General features: G+C 34.5%; 16 protein-coding genes. 1 reads left to right on the top strand and 15 read right to left on the bottom strand.

The annotated features are described in order from the left end of the window. Positions 1–39: 39 nt before the first annotated feature. Positions 40–2,622, top strand: coding sequence for a hypothetical protein (locus O0955_RS14550; RefSeq protein ID WP_269428285.1), 2,583 nt, complete (start codon positions 40–42; stop codon positions 2,620–2,622). A 158-nt stretch (positions 2,623–2,780) separates the two neighbouring features. Here O0955_RS14550 and O0955_RS14545 read toward each other — a convergent pair whose 3' ends face one another. From O0955_RS14545 to O0955_RS14475, 15 genes are all read right to left on the bottom strand, one after another. Continuing rightward, complete coding sequence (locus O0955_RS14545) at positions 2,781–3,620, bottom strand: OmpA family protein (protein ID WP_269428284.1); 840 nt, start codon at positions 3,618–3,620, stop codon at positions 2,781–2,783. Positions 3,621–3,695: 75 nt separating this feature from the next. After that, positions 3,696–4,361, bottom strand: coding sequence for a DUF2461 domain-containing protein (locus O0955_RS14540; protein WP_269428283.1), 666 nt, complete (start codon positions 4,359–4,361; stop codon positions 3,696–3,698). Between the two features lie 129 nt (positions 4,362–4,490). Further along, a complete protein-coding gene (locus tag O0955_RS14535; RefSeq protein WP_269428282.1) occupies positions 4,491–4,886 on the bottom strand; it encodes a DUF983 domain-containing protein in 396 nt (131 codons plus the stop codon). A 3-nt stretch (positions 4,887–4,889) separates the two neighbouring features. Continuing rightward, positions 4,890–5,162 carry a hypothetical protein gene (locus tag O0955_RS14530; protein ID WP_269428281.1) on the bottom strand — a complete coding sequence of 91 codons (273 nt, stop codon included), beginning with the start codon at positions 5,160–5,162 and terminating at the stop codon, positions 4,890–4,892. A 149-nt stretch (positions 5,163–5,311) separates the two neighbouring features. Next, the gene (locus O0955_RS14525; RefSeq protein ID WP_269428280.1) at positions 5,312–6,625 is read right to left on the bottom strand and encodes a DUF4302 domain-containing protein; all 1,314 of its coding nucleotides are present in this window, start codon (positions 6,623–6,625) and stop codon (positions 5,312–5,314) included. A gap of 17 nt (positions 6,626–6,642) precedes the next feature. Beyond that, the gene (locus tag O0955_RS14520; protein ID WP_269428279.1) at positions 6,643–8,007 is read right to left on the bottom strand and encodes a zinc-binding metallopeptidase; all 1,365 of its coding nucleotides are present in this window, start codon (positions 8,005–8,007) and stop codon (positions 6,643–6,645) included. A 2-nt stretch (positions 8,008–8,009) separates the two neighbouring features. Beyond that, on the bottom strand, positions 8,010–9,470 hold the full coding sequence (locus O0955_RS14515) for a RagB/SusD family nutrient uptake outer membrane protein (RefSeq protein ID WP_269428278.1): 1,461 nt from the start codon (positions 9,468–9,470) through the stop codon (positions 8,010–8,012). 10 nt (positions 9,471–9,480) lie between these two features. Continuing rightward, on the bottom strand, positions 9,481–13,101 hold the full coding sequence (locus O0955_RS14510; protein ID WP_269428277.1) for a SusC/RagA family TonB-linked outer membrane protein: 3,621 nt from the start codon (positions 13,099–13,101) through the stop codon (positions 9,481–9,483). 355 nt (positions 13,102–13,456) lie between these two features. Then, complete coding sequence (locus tag O0955_RS14505) at positions 13,457–14,641, bottom strand: FecR family protein (RefSeq protein WP_269428276.1); 1,185 nt, start codon at positions 14,639–14,641, stop codon at positions 13,457–13,459. Positions 14,642–14,771: 130 nt separating this feature from the next. Continuing rightward, positions 14,772–15,377 (bottom strand): RNA polymerase sigma factor, encoded by a 606-nt coding sequence (locus O0955_RS14500; protein WP_269428275.1) that lies wholly within the window; start codon positions 15,375–15,377, stop codon positions 14,772–14,774. Between the two features lie 145 nt (positions 15,378–15,522). Then, positions 15,523–16,053 carry a DUF420 domain-containing protein gene (locus O0955_RS14495; RefSeq protein ID WP_269428274.1) on the bottom strand — a complete coding sequence of 177 codons (531 nt, stop codon included), beginning with the start codon at positions 16,051–16,053 and terminating at the stop codon, positions 15,523–15,525. 17 nt (positions 16,054–16,070) lie between these two features. After that, positions 16,071–16,769 (bottom strand): SCO family protein, encoded by a 699-nt coding sequence (locus O0955_RS14490; protein WP_269428273.1) that lies wholly within the window; start codon positions 16,767–16,769, stop codon positions 16,071–16,073. Beyond that, complete coding sequence (locus O0955_RS14485) at positions 16,769–17,122, bottom strand: cytochrome C oxidase subunit IV family protein (RefSeq protein ID WP_269428272.1); 354 nt, start codon at positions 17,120–17,122, stop codon at positions 16,769–16,771. The genes O0955_RS14490 and O0955_RS14485 overlap by 1 nt, the downstream gene beginning before the upstream one ends. Positions 17,123–17,147: 25 nt before the next feature. After that, positions 17,148–17,855, bottom strand: coding sequence for a cytochrome c oxidase subunit 3 (locus O0955_RS14480; protein WP_269428271.1), 708 nt, complete (start codon positions 17,853–17,855; stop codon positions 17,148–17,150). Positions 17,856–17,886: 31 nt separating this feature from the next. Beyond that, the gene (locus O0955_RS14475) at positions 17,887–18,465 is read right to left on the bottom strand and encodes a cytochrome c oxidase subunit 3 (protein ID WP_269428270.1); all 579 of its coding nucleotides are present in this window, start codon (positions 18,463–18,465) and stop codon (positions 17,887–17,889) included.

Genomic DNA, 18,465 nt, shown 5'->3' with positions numbered 1-18,465 from the left:
TTATGATGACATTAGCAAAGTCATCCATCTCTATATTTAATGAACGCTAGCGAACTCCATCAAGAATTAAGGAAGTTTGTACTTATAAAGTCTGGACTAAGAAATATAGACCCCGGGCACTGTAAGGTAATTTCTGAATTTGTATTTCAAGAAACCAAAAATTACGTTAGTGAAACGACTATTAAGCGTTTTTTTGGCTTTGCAAATACTTTACATAAATTCTCTCTATTTACATTAAACAGTCTGTCGCAATACATTGGTTATTCCGATTGGGATGCTTTCTGTCAAGACAAAGAAAATCAGATCTCTTCTGTTCAAAGTATTTGGCAAAATTTAAAACTTAAAACCCATGCCATTACCGATATCTCGTTAATTGCAAAAAAGAATAATTCGGGTGTACCTTTCTCCTCTACAGCAAACCGGAGCTTCTTTTACCCTGATTTTGACTATTTCTTAAAAAATAATTACCAGTTTACAACCATTAGTGCACAACCCGGACACGGGAAATCCATTTTGCTTGGTCACATTGTTGAACATTTCTTTTATTCAGAGCATGCACTATATAAAAATGATATTGTTTTATTAATTAATTCAACGAGTATAAATGCCATTATCCAAAATGGATTAACCTTTAAAGATTGGTTTTTAAAAGAATTTAAATTTGGAAGTGTTAGTGAGCTGATTACCTATTTCAAGAAAAACCCCGAAAAAAGGGAAGGAAGATTTGTATTGATCCTTGACGGGATTGATGAGTATTTACTGAAGAGCAAGTACTTTAAAGTTTTTATTGATTTTTTATGCAGCATTGAAGAAAATAATTTCGTTAAAATTGTTTTCGGGTTAAGAACAAACTCCTGGGTAAATTTACAACCCGTAATTACCGGTTCTGCTTTTTTAACCAAAACCTGGTATAATGGATTGTTTTACGACTCCGATCTATTGAGTAATGTTCCTTCTTTAAATGCGGAAGAAATATTATACACGCTGAGTCAGATTGAAGGTAAAACGATTGGTAAAAATGATATCCACCCCACTCTGCTCAACCAGTTTAAAATACCATTTTGGTTACAGGTTTATTTTAAGTTAAAGAATGAAACCAATCTGCTCGATCTTTCTAATCCTTTGTTATGTTATGAGCTCATTAATTTTTTCTTAGAGAAAAAGGTATTTCTTTCGAAAAACAGTACAGAGAAAATATTTATCCTGAAGAAGATCAGCGAATGTTTAACTACGGGCAATAAAGGTTTAAGGGTAGCGAAAGAAGAAATATTAAACTATGTAATTTCGTATCCGGAGGCTTATCAGGAGTTGCTGTTTACCGGAATTATTATTGAAGAAAAAAGATTAAGCACCTCAATTCCAACTGAGGTAATCCGCTTTTTAAGCAATGATATTTATACTTATTTCATTTTTATTCAGATTACAGAGAAATTCCAATACAGACCGAGTAAAGAATTTTTCGAATATATTTTAACAAACTTTAATGATCAGACCAATTTAAGGGATCACATTTTAAACTGGACAATCCGGTTTTGCATTAACCGAAATAAGATTTCTGAATTAAAGAATATCTTACAACTTCCATTTTCAAACCTGGAGAAAAATAATTCTTTCGATTTTATTTGTCATATAACGAGGTACGAGTTGAGTAAACCCAATTCAAACTTCAATAAACAAAGCATCGATATCGATTTTGTTGATATTATGGCAATGGGGAGAACGATGGATAATTTGTACAAAGAAACCATCAAAAAAGTATCTGATCATGTATTAAATGAAGATATACAGATTATGCTTCATGTTATAGAATGTCTAATTTATCTGATTGATATTGATAAGGCCGCTCTAAATAATAATATGCAGCTTTTGAAAAGAAATTATAAAAGGTTAAATGAACTTTTCCCAATCAATCCTTACGATCTGATTCTATACTTTAACAATAACCTGAATAATAAACCCAATGAAAGTAAAACTTTAGAGGAGAAGATTATTAAGCTTTGCCGGGAAATTGATAAAAGTAAACCTTTAAAAAACGAGGATTTAACAACGACAGAATTACTGACTTACCGCCTGGTTTTACTGACTCTTTTCTCTCAGAAAAACTATGCAGAATGCCATCGTTTTATAATGGCCATTTTAAATAAGTACCCAAACATATTTTACATCCGGTCTTCCGTTTTCTCTCCTTTTTTATTAATTATTTTAGGTCAAACCTATCTGCAGCTTCACTATTTTAAAAAGGCTCAAAGAATTATACAATTTCTAGAAAAAATAATAAGCTCGGATTATACCTACCATACGCACTTCGTAACGACTGCCTTTAGCGTATTTAAGGCAAATTTTTACAACTACACTGATAATTTTGAACAATCACTTATCGAAATAGAATCTGGAATTAAACTTGCCTCAAAAAATGAGTTTAAAATGCATGAAATATCGTTAATGTTAATCAAAATCGATTGTTTAAAACATACCGATGCAACAGAAGAAGTATCGAATGTTATTAAAGAGTTATTAAACTTTTTAACAACCCATAAAATTTCAATGCCCGATTATGCAAATTTAAATGGAATAGAGTTTGATCACACTTTTAAAATTCTGAAATCATATAAACGAAGTTAGTCACGATTGCGTCTTCAGTCCTAAGTTGAAACAAGAGCGCCAAGTACAGGATCGAGAATACTAAAAGGCAATACCTCAGATTTTTCTATATAAAAATAGGCCATCAGATGTTGTCAGATGGCCTATTTTATTTTAGATATTTGTTTTTATGTCCCGGATTATTTGATCAGATTGTATAATTCATCCAATTTTGGTGACAACACGATCTCAATTCTTCTGTTTTTACTTCTGCCATCAGCGCCTGTATTGGGAGCAAGCGGCTGAAATTCGCCTTTACCTGTAGCGGTCATTCTAACCCCTTCTACTTTTTCGCCTTCGGTTAAGAAACGCACAACAGATGTTGATCTTAAAACACTTAAATCCCAGTTATCTTTAATTTGACCCAGATTATTTACTTTCTGATTATCTGTATGCCCTTCAACTGCAATATTAATTTCAGGTTGTTCTTTTAAAACTTTTGCAAGCTGGCTAAGTGCCTGTTTCCCTTTATCATCGATAATAATACTACCCGACGGAAATAAAAGCTTATCCATTAAAGAAACGTATACTTTTCCATTTTTAATATCCACGGTCAGGCCACTTTTTGTGAAGCCCAATAACGCTTGTTGCAGTTTTTCTTTTAATTGATTAGTAGCTTCATCGCGTTTACGCAATACCTCTTCTACTTCTTTAAGTCGTTTTTCTCTTGCGGCTAAATCTCCTGATAGTTTAGTAATTTCTGATGAGCTATTGTTTTTAAGTTTCTTATAGTTTGCATCAACATCATTATAACGGCTTTGTATATCGCGTAATTCTTCGGCCATTAATGCCGTATCTTTCTTCAGTTTTTTTACTTCACCTTCCAGGTTTTCTATTTTAATTTGTCCTTCATTAAAAGCCGTATATAAAGAATCTTTTGTGCCAAGTAAGGCTTTATATTTTTTAGGTGATAAAATAACGCAGGAAGTTATTGAGGATGCAAACAGGAAGATAGCAAATGCAAGAAAGGTATTTTTCATTTTTATTTTTTGGTTAATCAATTATTTTAAGGGTTCAGTAACTGTATTTATTTGTTAAACCCATAACAACAGGAATTATTGCGCATCAACCGCATTTCGTAAAAATGCAACTAATGGTTGAACTGTTTTAAAAGAACTTATTAACTTATTAACGAGTGCCGGCTTAAAAAACTCCACATCATTTAGTTGCATGGAAGCCTCGAAGCTTTTCAACTTTAAAAATTCGATGTTGGGATCAGCAGGATCATAACCTTTAGGGGCATTTTTCAATGCGCCTCCGCTGCCTAGTTTAAAATTTTTCTTAAAATCACTGTTATTTATAATTTCTTTGAAATCGCCTATGTTATAATCTATTTCCTGACGGATTAGTTTTACGTGTGGTGCATCGGGCATCCAGTAACCTCCGGCTACAAAGCTCATTCCGGGTTGCACATGCAAATAATAACCAGGTTCATTTCCTCCTTTACTGCGGGAAGAAAACCAAATGCCAAAATTAGTTTTATACGGGTCTTTATTTTTGCTGAAGCGCACATCGCGATAAATCCGCATCAGGCATTTTTTAGGATCAGTTTCTGCAGATATTAGCGGATCAATTTTAGAGAGCTCGGGGATAATTGCTGCAACCAGATTAAGAACATCAGCCTTAGCTTCTTCATACTTAGGTTTATTTTCAGCAAACCATTCTCGGTTGTTATTCTCCGCAACATCTCCAATAAAATTGAGGGTTTCTTTTTTAAGCATACAGTATTGGTTTAATTGTTTTTTGGTTAACTTATTTAATCGGTTAATTGTTTAATTGAGCGATTAAACAGTTTAAAAACTAAATATTCTGTCACTCAGTTACCGATTCAAACAGTTTAAACAATTAATCTATTTATCGTAATAAGGTTTGTACTTAATATTTGGCGATAAAACGTGTAATAAAATAATTCTCGAATATCTGTAATTGAATGGATATAAGAGAAAACATCCTGCAAAAATCACAATAAGGTAGGTCCAAAAAGTTTCGTCAGTTAAAGGACCACAAATTAAGTAGGTAATAAAACTGGCAATCAGCATTTCTATCACATTCATTGCATAACTTACATACATTGCCGCATAAAAATAACCGGGCTCTATTTCAATCCTTTGTGCACAATGGCTGCAAATTTCTTTGGTATGCTGAATGTTAAAGCCATACATACTGCCTGTAAAAATATCGCCTCTGCGACAATGCGGGCATTTTGCATGCACCATTGCATATAGCTTAGAGGTTTTATCAGACATTGCTTAATTCAGGTTAATCGGCTCGCTTTTCATGTTAAGCTGAACATTCTTTTTGCGGTATTTTTTATACCAAATCACCCCAACAACAAGTGCCATCAGATAAGGAATAGACAATAAGTAGATTACTCCGGTATTTAATCCTTCGGCTTGTGTATTACCATTTTTTACACCTTGCTCTGCATTAATGCTACACATAGCACATTGCGCATTAACCTTAGGGCTAATGGCAAAAGTTAGGGCAAACAGAAATAAGATAAAAACTACTTTCTTTTTCATTGTTGCAAATATACAGATAAAACGGTTGGAGGGAATTAAAAATTATGTCATAAAAAAGCCCCACTTTTTAGGATGGGGCTTTTTTTCACAATCATCATAAAATTTAATACCCTTACCTTTTGAGTAAGGGTATTAAGAGCGCATATAATTTATTGTAATGTTCCTGTAAATGTAAAACCTGGGTTTTCTACACTCTTAAATTGTCCTAACACTGCGCCAGTTGTCGGATGAGTAAAATAGTCTAAGGTAAACTGATTAACATCTAAACGCTGTGTGGTTAAAGGAGCCATATTAGCAACAATCAATGCTGCGTTTCCTGTAGGTGCTCCCGCTGTGAATTTATAAACACCAGCAGTTGTTTTTGTATAGGTATATGGAAAATCTCCAACAAACCTGGTTGCTCCCTGGTATATATCAACCGTTAAAACCATCGTTTTTTGAATTGTATTAAACTTGAAAGTCATTTTATCAAGCCTTAGCCCGTATGGGCCTGCTAACATTGCTGCTGCTGCTGAAGCTCGTCTGGTTTGAAAATCTGCTGACCAACCCGGATATGTTGTACCATTAGGTGCAGTTATGGTCGTATAATTTATACCTATTAATAAATGCAAAGGTAAAATTGGTGTTGCCGAAATTATGACTTCAACCCTTACACCATCAACAGTTGTATAATAAACTCCCTTAACAGGGTCCCATGTTAACTCTGTTATTTTTTTACCTTTATAAAATAAAGGTTCTTTTAAAACTATTCCGGTTAAGGTAAATGCAAATCCCGTAGAGGTTGTTTTTACGTCTCCATTATCTTCCCAGGTTAAACTGAAAATCTTATTAAATACATCAATTGTAGTTTGCACTTTAGTTGCATCGCCCAATAAAACATATAAATTTTTATTTGCTGTTGTATAATTTACTGTAGTATTAATTGAATTGTACAATCCTTTTGAGTCATATGAAGTTTTCTCAGCTTGTGTAGCCTTCACTAAAACCAATTTACTTCCAAGTAGTTTACCGGTTAATTTTATAGTATCCCCAGTCTCTTTATCAATAGAGAACTCGAAATCTGAATAAACTCCCCATCCTGCTACACCACCAAAAGTACTTGGATTAGGATCAGCAAGAATATGCATATAATTATAGGTATCGAATGATAGGGTAGGATTTTGCAATGCTCTTACCTTATACGTACTTTCCATACTCTTTTGTGCCGGATCGTAATCTAAATCGGCGTACATGGTAACCTTGTTTTCTTTATTAAAATTCAGGTAAAAAGAGTAACCGCCTCCCCCATCAGGATATAAGAAAGCTTTCCAGCCATAAGTACTGCCTGTTAAAGTATTTGAATATTTAGTTACTGCTTCAGTAATCCTTTCTTCCGGTCGTTGTCCATCAACCAGAGTCTCATCTTTTTTACATCCTGTAAAAAGGGAAAAAGATAATAATGAATATAATAGTATTTTTTTCATGTCAATTTGTCTTTAAATTAATTCCCCATGACTCCATAGATGTAAGAATTGGCATTTGTTGATTTATAAAATGCTCCTAAAGAACCTACAAACCCAATTTGCCCTGGTATAATTTGGTTAATCCAGTTTATTCTAAAAGTACTTGATGTTAAATAAGTGTTGATCGCAGCAACACCTGGCCTCAAGGTATTCATATTAGTATAAGTTGTTGTTGTTGGTTGAGTTGCATTTAAGGTAATCGTTGCTACTCCGGTCGTTGCATTTACAACCATAGTGTAATCTGCATCTGCCTGCAATACCGAACCAGCTGAGTTGGTGTAATTATAGCGCACAGTTAGTAAATTACCCGTACCAAAAATAAACTGCATATTATTTAACTGTCTGCCTGCACCTCCAATGGCTGCAACAGCAGTTTTCGAGGTGTTCCACGTCGTTAAAAATTCTGTCGACTGACTAGGGTCTACAGAAGGGTTTGTTGTTAATGTAGTGTATCCGATACCTAGACCAATCATTTTATGCAATACTGGTGCAGAAATTTTAAATAATGCTTTTTGCACTTCAGTTTGCAACTGATAAAAGTCGATATTAAAAGCTGTTTTAAAATAATCAACTACATACTGTTCTTTCTTTTTTAATTTAATTTGTGCGTCAGCAGGAAGAGAGGCAACAATACCATTATATTGTACTCTACCCATCATCAACATGTTAGACGATTGTTCAGCAAAATCTTCGCCTGGAGATACCCTTGCATATTGTGTAATAAAACCTAATGAATATGCTTCAGAAAGTGGCCTCTGCGTCCAGTTTGCCTCGTACCCACCACGAGAAACGGTTTGATATTCTGGTGAAAAATCAACAGTTTGATTCAAAATATGGGTGTATTCGTGTTGAATAACCTGAATCATCTGCTTAACTGATGCCAGGTTGGTTTTATCAAAAGAGTTAACCACATAGAGCACAATTTTACGTCCTCCTTCTGCAGTTCCCAGTGTTATTGATCCATTACTGTTATACTCGGCACTACCCGCCAACACAAATTGTTTTGGAGAAATCTTTTTAATAAAATCTGCACCACCCACCACTTCGTATGGTCTGATCCATACATCACGAACCATTTCCATTGCAGGGATTACCTTATCCACCGCCGGCGGTGTGATGTTCTTTCCTGATGGCAGTTCAAAACGATCAAATCGGTATTTGGTTTCTATATTATAAGGGGTTAAAAAATTTTGATCCAACCAAATATCGGTTGCGTTTTTATCTTTAATTATATTTTGATCAATCGCATCTAAATTTGCGTTTAGAGTGCCTTCTTTTTTACAAGATGCAAGGATTGCTAGCATAGACAATGCAACAAATCCATTTTTTAATGTCTTTTTCATAATTATCTTGGATTTTGTTTTATACCAGACAGGGTTACCTGTGATGGAAGTTGAAATAATTTACGAGGGTCGTCAGCGGCAAGTTCAATAGTTTCAAATGAACCGTTTACTGCAAAAATTTTATGTTTAACAGGCAATTTATACCTCAAAATATCAAACCAACGCAGTCCTTCCTGCGTATATTCTTTTTTCTTAAAATCTAAAATAGTTGCTATCAAACCCTCTTTAGGATCTGCTATTCCATAAAAAGCAGCAATCTTAGCCAAAGTTACGGCATGAGTACTTGCATTATAATTCAGGATTCTGGTACTGCAGTAAGTATTTAAATCTTGTAATGCCAATGTATTTTGTCCGGATGCAGCATAAGCTTCAGCCCGATTTAACAAAGTCTCATCAGCAGTTAATACAGGTACAATCGTATATGGAAATCCAATAGTCGCATTTGGACTTGTTTTAACAAAATACTCATTCCATTTAAGCATACTATAATGTGGCTGACCATAATAAGCTGATTTATAACACCATCTGGCACCCGTAACATTATTTGTAAAAACTTCATTATTTATAATTTGTCCGTAACCAAAACGAGGTGTACGTGTTCTTGCCCAGGATGAAGCAGTCTCTATTAATAATAATGTGGAAGGTTCAGATGCCTGCGTAAAATAAAGATACATTTCATCCAATGTATAAGTATTGTATCTGGTATTCCATGGTCTAAGAATAGTAGCAAATGAATTTCCGGGTGAAACTGCACTTGCATACTGGATTACTTTATCATAGTCCTTTTTAAATAAGAAAAACCTTGCCGCAAATGCATTACCTGCAGAAATATTAAAATGGTATTTAGGGATTTTATAAGCTGTATTTCTTAATAATGGCAATCCCTCTAATAAATCCTTTTCTATATTAGCATAAACAGAAGCTACAGTACCTCTGGAATATTGGCCAACTACAACCTTTTCTGGCTCCGTAACATAAGGAATACCTGGTGCATCATTAGCCGTTCCGGCTTCATAAGCTTTAGAATAAAGGGTAACCAACATAAAATGTGCGTACGCTCTGGCAACTAAAGCTTCACCTTTATATGGCAAATAAGCGGTCTGATCGGGTGCTTTACCAATTGTTTCTAATGCAGCATTTGCAGCAGCGATTGCAGTATAACAAGAATTCCAATAATTTGTAGGCGTGTCCTCACTATTATCATCATTGTCTTTCCAGTTATAAGGCAAAACTATCGCTCTATCTTCATCACCTATACCGGGGCCTTTATCTTCCACATTATCTGATGATGTTTCGGTAAAAGCGATATAGTTTCCTTCTGGATAAGCACTGGTTAAAAGTTCTGATACCTTTTCTACAGAATTTAATTCAGTTCTCTGATCTGGAGCCTGCTCTAAAAATTTCTTACACCCTAAACTCGAGATAAGGGATAGAGCAATAATAGATATATATATTTTTTTCATGATATTTTATTTAGAATCCTACCTTTAAAGATAATGTAAACTGACGCGGGATTGGCAATGCCACACCACCTGATCCAAAGAACTCCGGATCTTGTCCATTTAATTTTTTATCCGAATAAATTAAGAATAGATTATTTCCTACCGCACTAATAGATGAATTCGTTAAGCCCAATTTCTTAGTATATTTTGCAGGAATGTTATAGCTTAATATAATTTGTTTCATTCTTACAAAACCACCATCTGCTACTCTTTCAGTAGAATAATTGTAATTATTATAAGCATAAACACTTCTAAAAGATGTTGCTTCAAGTGCGTCTAAAATTGATGGAACATTAGTTTTCAGCTCATCTCCCTGCATTTCCCAACGGCTTAAAAATGCCTTAGGCATTGCGTCTAAGTCAGTATAGCTTGTTTTAAACGCTGGCGACAGACGAACTTTATTTCCTGCAGCAAAGGTTACCAGTGCTGATAAAGTAAAATCTTTGTATTTAAATGTATTTGAGAAACCTCCGGTATATTTTGGATCAATTGGTCCTTCATATTTCAGGTATTTTACAACATCGCTTTGAAGATAAACATCACCACTCACTACACCTTCATTATTCATAAACTTTGGCGAACCGTTCAGTGGATCTAATCCTTTAAAATCGAGAGAGAACAGGCCTCTTTGTGCATATCCTTCTAATGGACCACCATCAGCTCCAATTAGATCAAATATTAGTGGTTGATTTTTAAGGTTTGTGATTTTGTTTTTATTATAGCCAAAAATCAATTGAGATGACCAGTTAAAATTAGTGGTTTTCAAAACTTTTGCCCCTAATGCAGCCTCGATACCATGTGATTCCATGTCTGCATAATTAGCTTGCTTAACCGATTCACCACCAATACCTCCATTTCTAAATTCACCAATTAAATCAAAACTTTTTCTTTTATAAGCATCAACGGTTAAAGTCAAGCGATCACCAAATAAACCTAAATCCAGACCCACGTTCAATTCATTAAGTTTTTCGAAAGTAAGCTCTGAATTTTCCAGACCATCTATGTACAATTTGGTTTCTTTTTCTGGTATATATGGTCTACGTGTAGCCATACTTCTTAATACTAAACTAGAATTTTGGGCAGTACCCATGCTTGCAACAAGGCCATAAGTAGCACGAAGTGTGGCACGGTTAACAACATTCTTAATACGCTCGCTTTGCATGAAATTTTCTGTATCAATATTCCAGGCACCTGAAACATTCCATGTTGGCAGCCATCTTGCAGTTGGTGATTCTCCTAATAAGTTTGAACCATCATAGCGTCCTGTCGCGTTGATACTATATTTACCTTTATAAGAATAAGCAGCTCTTAATGAGTAATTTAAATATCTTTCGTAGCGATAACCCATACTATAATAGTTAAAGCCGCTTTCAACATTTGATTTTACAATATTTGGATCAATAAATGGAACACCGCCTTTATCATATTGATATCCATAACCATCAAATACTTTATTTTGCCTGTTTATATAACGCATTTCTTGCGTAGCAAAGAAGTTAACCAGGTGATCTTCGTTAAAGGTTTTATCATATTCTAAACTGTTACGCACATAATAATTGGTAATATTATCGTCGTTAGTTTTGTAAAAACCTCCATATGGCAACACAGAAACAGGTAGCGCATTTGGATCATCCGGGTTGCTGTATAAAAATTTATTATTATTTCTGATTGTCGCATCATTAGGACTTATACCTGCACGGTATGCCTGCGCCATATTTGAATGTTCAGTAATTTTATGCTCCTGACTGGTCTTTGCATAGCGATAAGCTCCATCAAATGAATACTTCAAGTCCTTGGTGATTTTATACTTAACTCCGCCCTGAACTTTAAAATCTATTAAGCTTAGTTCTAATGTATTGTTTTCCAATTCATTCAAAATATTAAATGGAGCATAATTTTGAGTAAAGAATTCTCTATTTCCATTAGCATCGTAAGCGGTTAATGTACGACTGGTATTTAGGGCGTAACTAAATGGGTTAATATCAAAATCACGATCGTATGTACCATAAACCGGATTGCCATTTCTACCCAGGGTACCTGGCGCTTTTTGATCACGAATTGATCCCTGAGTAATTAACTCAATACTCAACTTATCGTTAATTTCAAAGTTACCACGAACATTTCCAGTAAAGCGTTTAACGTTGTCACCAACGGTCCATCCATTATCCTGCAAGAAACTGGTAGATGCATAGATTTTCGATTTGGCTGTACCACTTGATATACCTAATGAGTGTTCTTGCATAAATGATTGTTTAAACAAAATATCAAACCAATTGGTATTGTTATCTGCATAACGCTGCAAAAATTGCTTTTGACTGAAAGCATCATTTTTCAAACCGAAAGTTCCGGTAGCAGGATCATAATTATACATTTGGTTATACATTTTAGTAAAAACCCCACCATTTGCACTACGGGATGAACTTGAATGATTTAACCATCCTTTATTTTGCATTTCCAGATAAACATTCATCTGATCTGCTGAATTCAAGATATCAAAATTCTCATATGAAGGTTTCATATAACTGGAAAAATTCCCGGTGTATGTTATTACCGGCTTACCTTCGGTATTTCTACCTTTTTTCGTAGTGATAATTACAACTCCGTTCATTGCTCTGGCTCCGTATTGTGCGGTAGCAGCAGCATCCTTCAAAATGTTAAAACTCTCTATATCATCAGGATTCAACCCAGCAACAGATGAACCTACCAATGTAGAAGGATCTCCTGTTGATAGTTGTTCATTAGAAATATTAACCACATCTTCTAAAATAATACCATCAACAACCCATAATGGTTTGTTATCTCCTGAGATAGAGGTAGCTCCACGAACGCGAATTTTTGGTGCAGCACCGAAAGTTCCGGAAACGTTTTGAACAGATACACCGGCAACGCGGCCTTCAAGCATCCGACTTACATCATTAATACCGTCACGTTTAACATCTGTTGCTTTTAATGCAGTTGATGAACCGGTAAATAATTTCTTATTTAAGTCCTGGTAACCTGTAGATACAATATCAACCGTCTTTAAGTCGCTAACATTTTCTTTAATGTTTACATTAATTGTTGTACGCCCGTTTACAGGAACTTCTACTGTATTATAACCTACATAACTAAATACTAATGTTGCTTTTTCATCTACTCTAATGGTGTATTCTCCATTTGAATTAGTGCTTACAGAATTGCTTATGCCTTTCTCTCGGATACTAACGCCTGGCATACCCTTTCCATCTTCACCAAGTACTTTACCTTTAACTTCTATAACCGCAAAATAATTAGCGATCTTATCAAAAATATTTTTCTCTTTTGGTTTGATTAAGATCGTTTTATCTTCAATGGTGTAAGTTAAATCCTTACCTGAAAGGATTTTGTCCATAACAGCTTCTATTGTAGAATTATTAAAATCAGCATTAACCAGTGTTGTACTTTTAATTTTATTGGTTGACAATAAAACGTCATATCCTGATTGTGTTCTGATTTCTTTAAATAATTTCTCCAATGTTACATTTTTCTCTTTCAACGTAACCAGCTGACCAAAAGAAGCGGCACTTACCTGCATAAGTGAGGCGAGCAAAATGACCGTAACTAACTTCATCATTAATAATAATTTAGGTATGTAGCCAGGAGGCATACACAAAATTCTGGTATAAATTTTATACATTTGATAGTCTGTTTTTGTGCGAAACACTGATTTGTTTAAGCGCTAAAAAGCGTTCCGCGGTTAATCCAAGAAATAATTGATTTTTTGATCGATTTCCGGTTTTACCGGTTGGTTAAACAGATACACAGAAATAGGGGTGTTACTAGAATAACACTCCTTTTTTGTTTCTATATAACCTGTAATCTAAGTTTTTAGTGTAGTTTTCTTCATGTTAGTTAGGTTATTGTTTGTTGATTTATATTAGTTACGGTATAATTAAATGTTAAAATAAAGGCTGGTTAGTCCTTAAACATTATTTTTTTTTATCTTCTTTATAAACTATAATCTTATTGTCTTTAATGTCAAACCGAACTTCTCCGGTTTGCTCAAGTTTTCTTAATACCTGAGATACTTTTCCAAAACGGCTTACTGTTCCGTAGTACATAACTTCTTTTGCTGAAGCATCAGCATATTTCACATCCACATTATACCATCTGGAAAGTTTACGCATAATGCTTTCTTGCTTCTCATTATCGAACATGAAATAGCCATTTTTCCAGGCTATTGATTCTTCAACATCAGTATTCCTTACGTTAATCCCATTATTTGATAAAACCGATTGCTCTCCTGGTTTTAAAACCTCTGTATCATGCGTATTATTATGAAATACTCGTACGCTTCCTTCCAGTAAAGTTGTTTTGGTAACATCCTCATCAGCATAACAGTTGATGTTAAAATGAGTCCCTAATACTTCTACTTCCTGTTTAGCAGTCCGTACAATAAATGGGTGTAATTTATCTTTGGTAACTTCAAAATAAGCTTCTCCGGTTAATTGTACAATACGTTGTTTAGCAGAAGCAAAACTTAATGGATAAGTTAAGGATGACTCAGCATTTAGCCACACAACAGATCCATCAGGCAATCTCACCTGCCACTGTCCACCTCTTGGTGTAGAAATCGTGTTGACTTTTGAATCATCGGCATCACGAACAACCTCTGACACTTTATAAATCAGCTGACCATCTGCCGCTTTAGTGATTGATAAACCTGATTGCTTTGCAATATCTCCTGTCACCGCATCGGTTAATGATATTTTTTTACCATCCGCAAGCGTTAAAATAGCTTTATTTCCTCCAGGCAAAACATCCTGTACAAAAACATGAACCTTTTGAGTTGGATTATATGATTTGATATATACTGTAATGGATACTGCAATTAATACAATAATTGCGGCGGCCCATCGTAAAATTGGTATTAATGTTCTTCTTTTTAACTTTTGTGGTTTATCCGTAGCCAAAACATTTTGAAGTACATTTTCCCAATTACCCTCAACCCTTGTTTGCTTTGCAGATTGCTCCTCCTGCATAATCATTGGAATAATCTCTTTGCTAACAAGCTCATTTTCAGCATCAGCAAGTTCTAAAAGTTCTTGTTTTTCAGCATTATTAAGCGTATCGGCCTGAAATTGATTTAATAAATGGTTAATTCTTTTTTCCATATGATTCTTAGACTAAGAAGCCGCATAGTAAATTTAGGACTATCGGAATTTTAAAAATAATTGGTAAATAATTTATTTGGCTAAAACGCAAGGTTTTCCACGCATACATTCATTCAATTTTAAATGATGCCTATCTGAAAAAGATTTTATCCAAAAATCCAAAGCCCATTAAAATACTGAAAGTAATTCCATGTTGACTTAAATGTGCTCTTATACTTTTTAAGGCAATAACCAGCGCATTTTTAACTGTACTTGGAGATAGATTAAGTATTTCGGCTATTTCCGGAATGGTTTTAGATTCCAACCTGCTCAATTCATAGATTTTTTTTCTTTGTGCAGGAAGGTTGGCAATTGCAGCATTAATTATTTTATTGATCTCATTAAGGTGAATGGTATCTACCGTATCGTTATTGTGATCAGAATGCCGGGTTTTAAAAGTATCTATTGTTTTGGTTTGCCGGAGTGTTTTTCTAAGATAGTTTAAACATTCGTTAGAAACGTATTTGTATAAATAGGCTTTTACATTTTCCACTTCTTCCAGTTTATCCCGGTTAAGCCAAATTTTTAAAAAACTATCCTGAATAATTTCTTCTGTTCCGTGTTCTGACTTTGTAAACTTTAAAGCAAATGATTGTAAAACCGGGAGGTACTGATAAAATAAAATGCCGAAAGCTTTTTCATCACCTTCTGCAATTTTTTTTAACAATTCCTGACCATTTTCATTTTTATTACTCAAAGCAAGCCCTTTTAAATCCTCATTTTATTTTCTATTTCTATAACCGGGACGGTATATCAATAATAGATAATTATTTTGATTCTCGAGCTAAAAATTAACTAAATATATTCGAAAATGCTATTGACAAATGTTTTATCAATAAATTCTAGTAAATATAATATGGAGCAATCATCAGGTATACCACTACCCCCGTAATGGCTACGTATAACCAAAGCGGAAAAGTAATTTTAGCAATTTTGCGGTGTCTGTCAAAGCGCTCTGCCAGTGCTCTTACATAGGTAATTAATACCAATGGGATAATGGCAATTGACAATAAAATGTGGGTTAACAAGATAAAGAAGTACACATATTTAACAGCACCCTCTCCACCAAATTTTGTCGAAGGGGTGGTCATGTGATAAGCAATGTACATTACCAAAAACAATAATGAACATCCAATAGCTGTTTTCATTAAATTTTGGTGTAAGGTGACTTTTCCGTTTTTAATGGCCCATACTGCAATGACTAACAACACAGCAGTGATGCCATTAATGGTTGCATAAATTGGCGGTAAAAACGGCAAAGGTTTTGCATTGGGTATTTTCACAAAAAATAAGACAGCTACGGCAACAGGTATTACAATGGAAAGTAAGATGATCCATTTGCTGTATTGTTTTTCAAGAGGACTATTATTCATTTGGGATATTTTTAATATTATCTGCCGTCTTTTATATTTCGAAGGTCTTCGGCAACAAGAACTTTTATTTCATCATCCAGTTTGGCCAGGGCATCAGGGTTTGTAGCTTCGTAATATCCTCGTATTCGGTGTTGATTATCCAGCAGTAAAATTTGATTGCCATAAATAAATTTATTTGCTCCGGCTTCCTGATGCGCAATTACATCCAAACGTAATCCTTTTCTGATTAATGGGTATAATTCAGTGGTATCGCCTTTTAGCAAATCCCATTTCCCATGTCTAGCTTTTAAGGAGGCTGCGTAAGATTTAAGTTTAGCTACATCATCGCCCGGATCAACTGAAATGCTTACAAAACGAATTAAAGGGTTCCTTTCGTAATTCTCCACAGTTTTCTTTATGTTATCGCTAACTTCTTTAACAGTTGTTGTGGTATAAAATAAATTTAGTACCACAATTTTTTGATTCAAAGATTTCCAGCTGATGGAATCATTATTTTGATTTACCAATTTAAAATCAGGAACAACATGGTAAATGGTATCCGGGATTTTTTTGCCTTTTACGGTATGAAAAGTTGAGGCTACAATCTTGTCGCCATAAATTGGTAAGCTTTTATAACGGTTTTTTGCAAAATGGGGTAATAAGTAAAAAAACAAAAATCCCGGTATAGCTAATATGCTTACCAGGATTAATGTTTTTTTTATAGGGCTTCTTTTCATTAATGATTCATCATGTGCAGGTTTAAAAACCCACCTTCTATTAACATTAAAACAATAAAGTAAATAATGAAAATAAATGAAACCGTTAATGCAAGTTGTAAACCTAATTTCTCAAATTTTAAGTGCATAAAATAAGCTACGATATAAAATGCTTTTACCAACGTTAAAGCAATATAAATGTAGTTACCAACATGCTGAGGAATATGTCCTCCAGGGATGGCCCAAAGGGCTATGATAAATTCAATACCTGTAATTAGAGATAATATACCTGCTACTTTCCAGATTTTGGCTTTATTCATTCCTGCATGTTCACCATGTTCGTGACCTTCTGTTGTATGTGAGTGTTCTGACATAAAAATATTTTTATAATATGATAAATTAAACCAAATAGAAGAATGTAAATACAAACACCCATACTAAATCTACAAAGTGCCAGTATAAACCAACTTTTTCTACCATTAAATAATGACCTCTTCTTTCGAAAGTTCCATTAATTGTCATCACTAACAGGATAATATTAATTAAAACACCTGTAAATACGTGGAAACCGTGGAAACCTGTAATGGTGAAGAATAAGTTTGAGAACTGTTGTGCAGCTACTAAAGATACATCACCAGTAAATAAATGTTTTAATGTTTCCATTGGTGGAATTTTACCCCATCCAAAACCTTCATGGAACAAGTGAGTCCATTCTAATGCCTGACAGCCTAAGAACATAAAACCTCCAATGATTGTAGCAACCATCCACCAGATTACTTCTTTCTTAGAACGACGGTGGCCGGCTTCAACAGCCATAACCATTGTTACCGAACTAAGAATTAATATAAAAGTCATGATACCCACAAAAACCAGGGGTGCACCACTTTCTTTTATTCCAGGGATTGATTGGAAAACCAAATCCGGATCTGGCCATGTTAATTTAGAAAAACGCTGAGCGCCGTAATAGATCAATAGAGATGAAAAGGTAAAAGCATCTGACAAAAGGAAAAACCACATCATGATTTTACCATATTCTACCGACCACGGAGAACGACCACCATTCCATGGTCCGGTTTTAACTTGATCTAATTGTGATACTGAATTCATTTGGAAATAGTATAATAGTTTGTTAACAAATTTAACGGTTCAAAAGTAAAAAAACATACAGATATATCCATAATATATCTATAAAATGCCAAAAAATAGAAGCAATTTCCATTCTGTACTTGCCTTTGGCTGGCGTAATATTTTTATAACTGCCTAGTAAAGCACTGATAATAAGCCCTACACCTGCAATAATGTGAACTAAGTGCATTCCAGAAACTACATAGATAAATGAAATTGCAGCGTTATTACCAACCATTGTTGCACCACTTCTTACCATGCTGCCCCATGCATTAAACTGCATTACACCAAAAATAACCGCTAAAATTACCGTTATCCATAGCATAGACCGCTGTAAACTAAAGTTAAGGTTTCTTAAAGCTCTTGAAGCTAACATTAACGTTATACTGCTGGCTATAATAACCAAGCTGCTATAAATAAAGGCGTCAGGAAGAACTAAACCATGCCCTTTACCTTTTGATGCTGCGAATACCAGATAGTAGCTGGTAAAGCCGCCAAACATAATTGTAGATGATACGACAAAAAGCCAGACGATAAACTTTCTGGGTTTTGGGTCAAATGTATCCTGGGTATTTTCCATTGTGATAACCAT

The organism is Pedobacter punctiformis (genome assembly GCF_027213715.1).
Taxonomy (GTDB): domain Bacteria; phylum Bacteroidota; class Bacteroidia; order Sphingobacteriales; family Sphingobacteriaceae; genus Pedobacter; species Pedobacter punctiformis.
Note: the sequence above shows the minus strand (reverse complement) of the source record. Positions and strands in the feature narration are given on the sequence as shown.

What these genes read in the sequence shown, in the direction of transcription:
- O0955_RS14510 (WP_269428277.1), bottom strand. Translation starts at nt 13,101, where the DNA reads ATGATGAAGTTAGTTACGGTCATTTTGCTCGCCTCACTTATGCAGGTA.
- O0955_RS14540 (WP_269428283.1), bottom strand. Translation starts at nt 4,361, where the DNA reads ATGCTTAAAAAAGAAACCCTCAATTTTATTGGAGATGTTGCGGAGAAT.
- O0955_RS14490 (WP_269428273.1), bottom strand. Translation starts at nt 16,769, where the DNA reads ATGAAAAGAAGCCCTATAAAAAAAACATTAATCCTGGTAAGCATATTA.
- O0955_RS14475 (WP_269428270.1), bottom strand. Translation starts at nt 18,465, where the DNA reads ATGGTTATCACAATGGAAAATACCCAGGATACATTTGACCCAAAACCC.
- O0955_RS14515 (WP_269428278.1), bottom strand. Translation starts at nt 9,470, where the DNA reads ATGAAAAAAATATATATATCTATTATTGCTCTATCCCTTATCTCGAGT.
- O0955_RS14550 (WP_269428285.1), top strand. Translation starts at nt 40, where the DNA reads ATGAACGCTAGCGAACTCCATCAAGAATTAAGGAAGTTTGTACTTATA.
- O0955_RS14530 (WP_269428281.1), bottom strand. Translation starts at nt 5,162, where the DNA reads ATGAAAAAGAAAGTAGTTTTTATCTTATTTCTGTTTGCCCTAACTTTT.
- O0955_RS14535 (WP_269428282.1), bottom strand. Translation starts at nt 4,886, where the DNA reads ATGTCTGATAAAACCTCTAAGCTATATGCAATGGTGCATGCAAAATGC.
- O0955_RS14495 (WP_269428274.1), bottom strand. Translation starts at nt 16,053, where the DNA reads ATGAATAATAGTCCTCTTGAAAAACAATACAGCAAATGGATCATCTTA.
- O0955_RS14485 (WP_269428272.1), bottom strand. Translation starts at nt 17,122, where the DNA reads ATGTCAGAACACTCACATACAACAGAAGGTCACGAACATGGTGAACAT.
- O0955_RS14480 (WP_269428271.1), bottom strand. Translation starts at nt 17,855, where the DNA reads ATGAATTCAGTATCACAATTAGATCAAGTTAAAACCGGACCATGGAAT.
- O0955_RS14520 (WP_269428279.1), bottom strand. Translation starts at nt 8,007, where the DNA reads ATGAAAAAGACATTAAAAAATGGATTTGTTGCATTGTCTATGCTAGCA.
- O0955_RS14505 (WP_269428276.1), bottom strand. Translation starts at nt 14,641, where the DNA reads ATGGAAAAAAGAATTAACCATTTATTAAATCAATTTCAGGCCGATACG.
- O0955_RS14545 (WP_269428284.1), bottom strand. Translation starts at nt 3,620, where the DNA reads ATGAAAAATACCTTTCTTGCATTTGCTATCTTCCTGTTTGCATCCTCA.
- O0955_RS14525 (WP_269428280.1), bottom strand. Translation starts at nt 6,625, where the DNA reads ATGAAAAAAATACTATTATATTCATTATTATCTTTTTCCCTTTTTACA.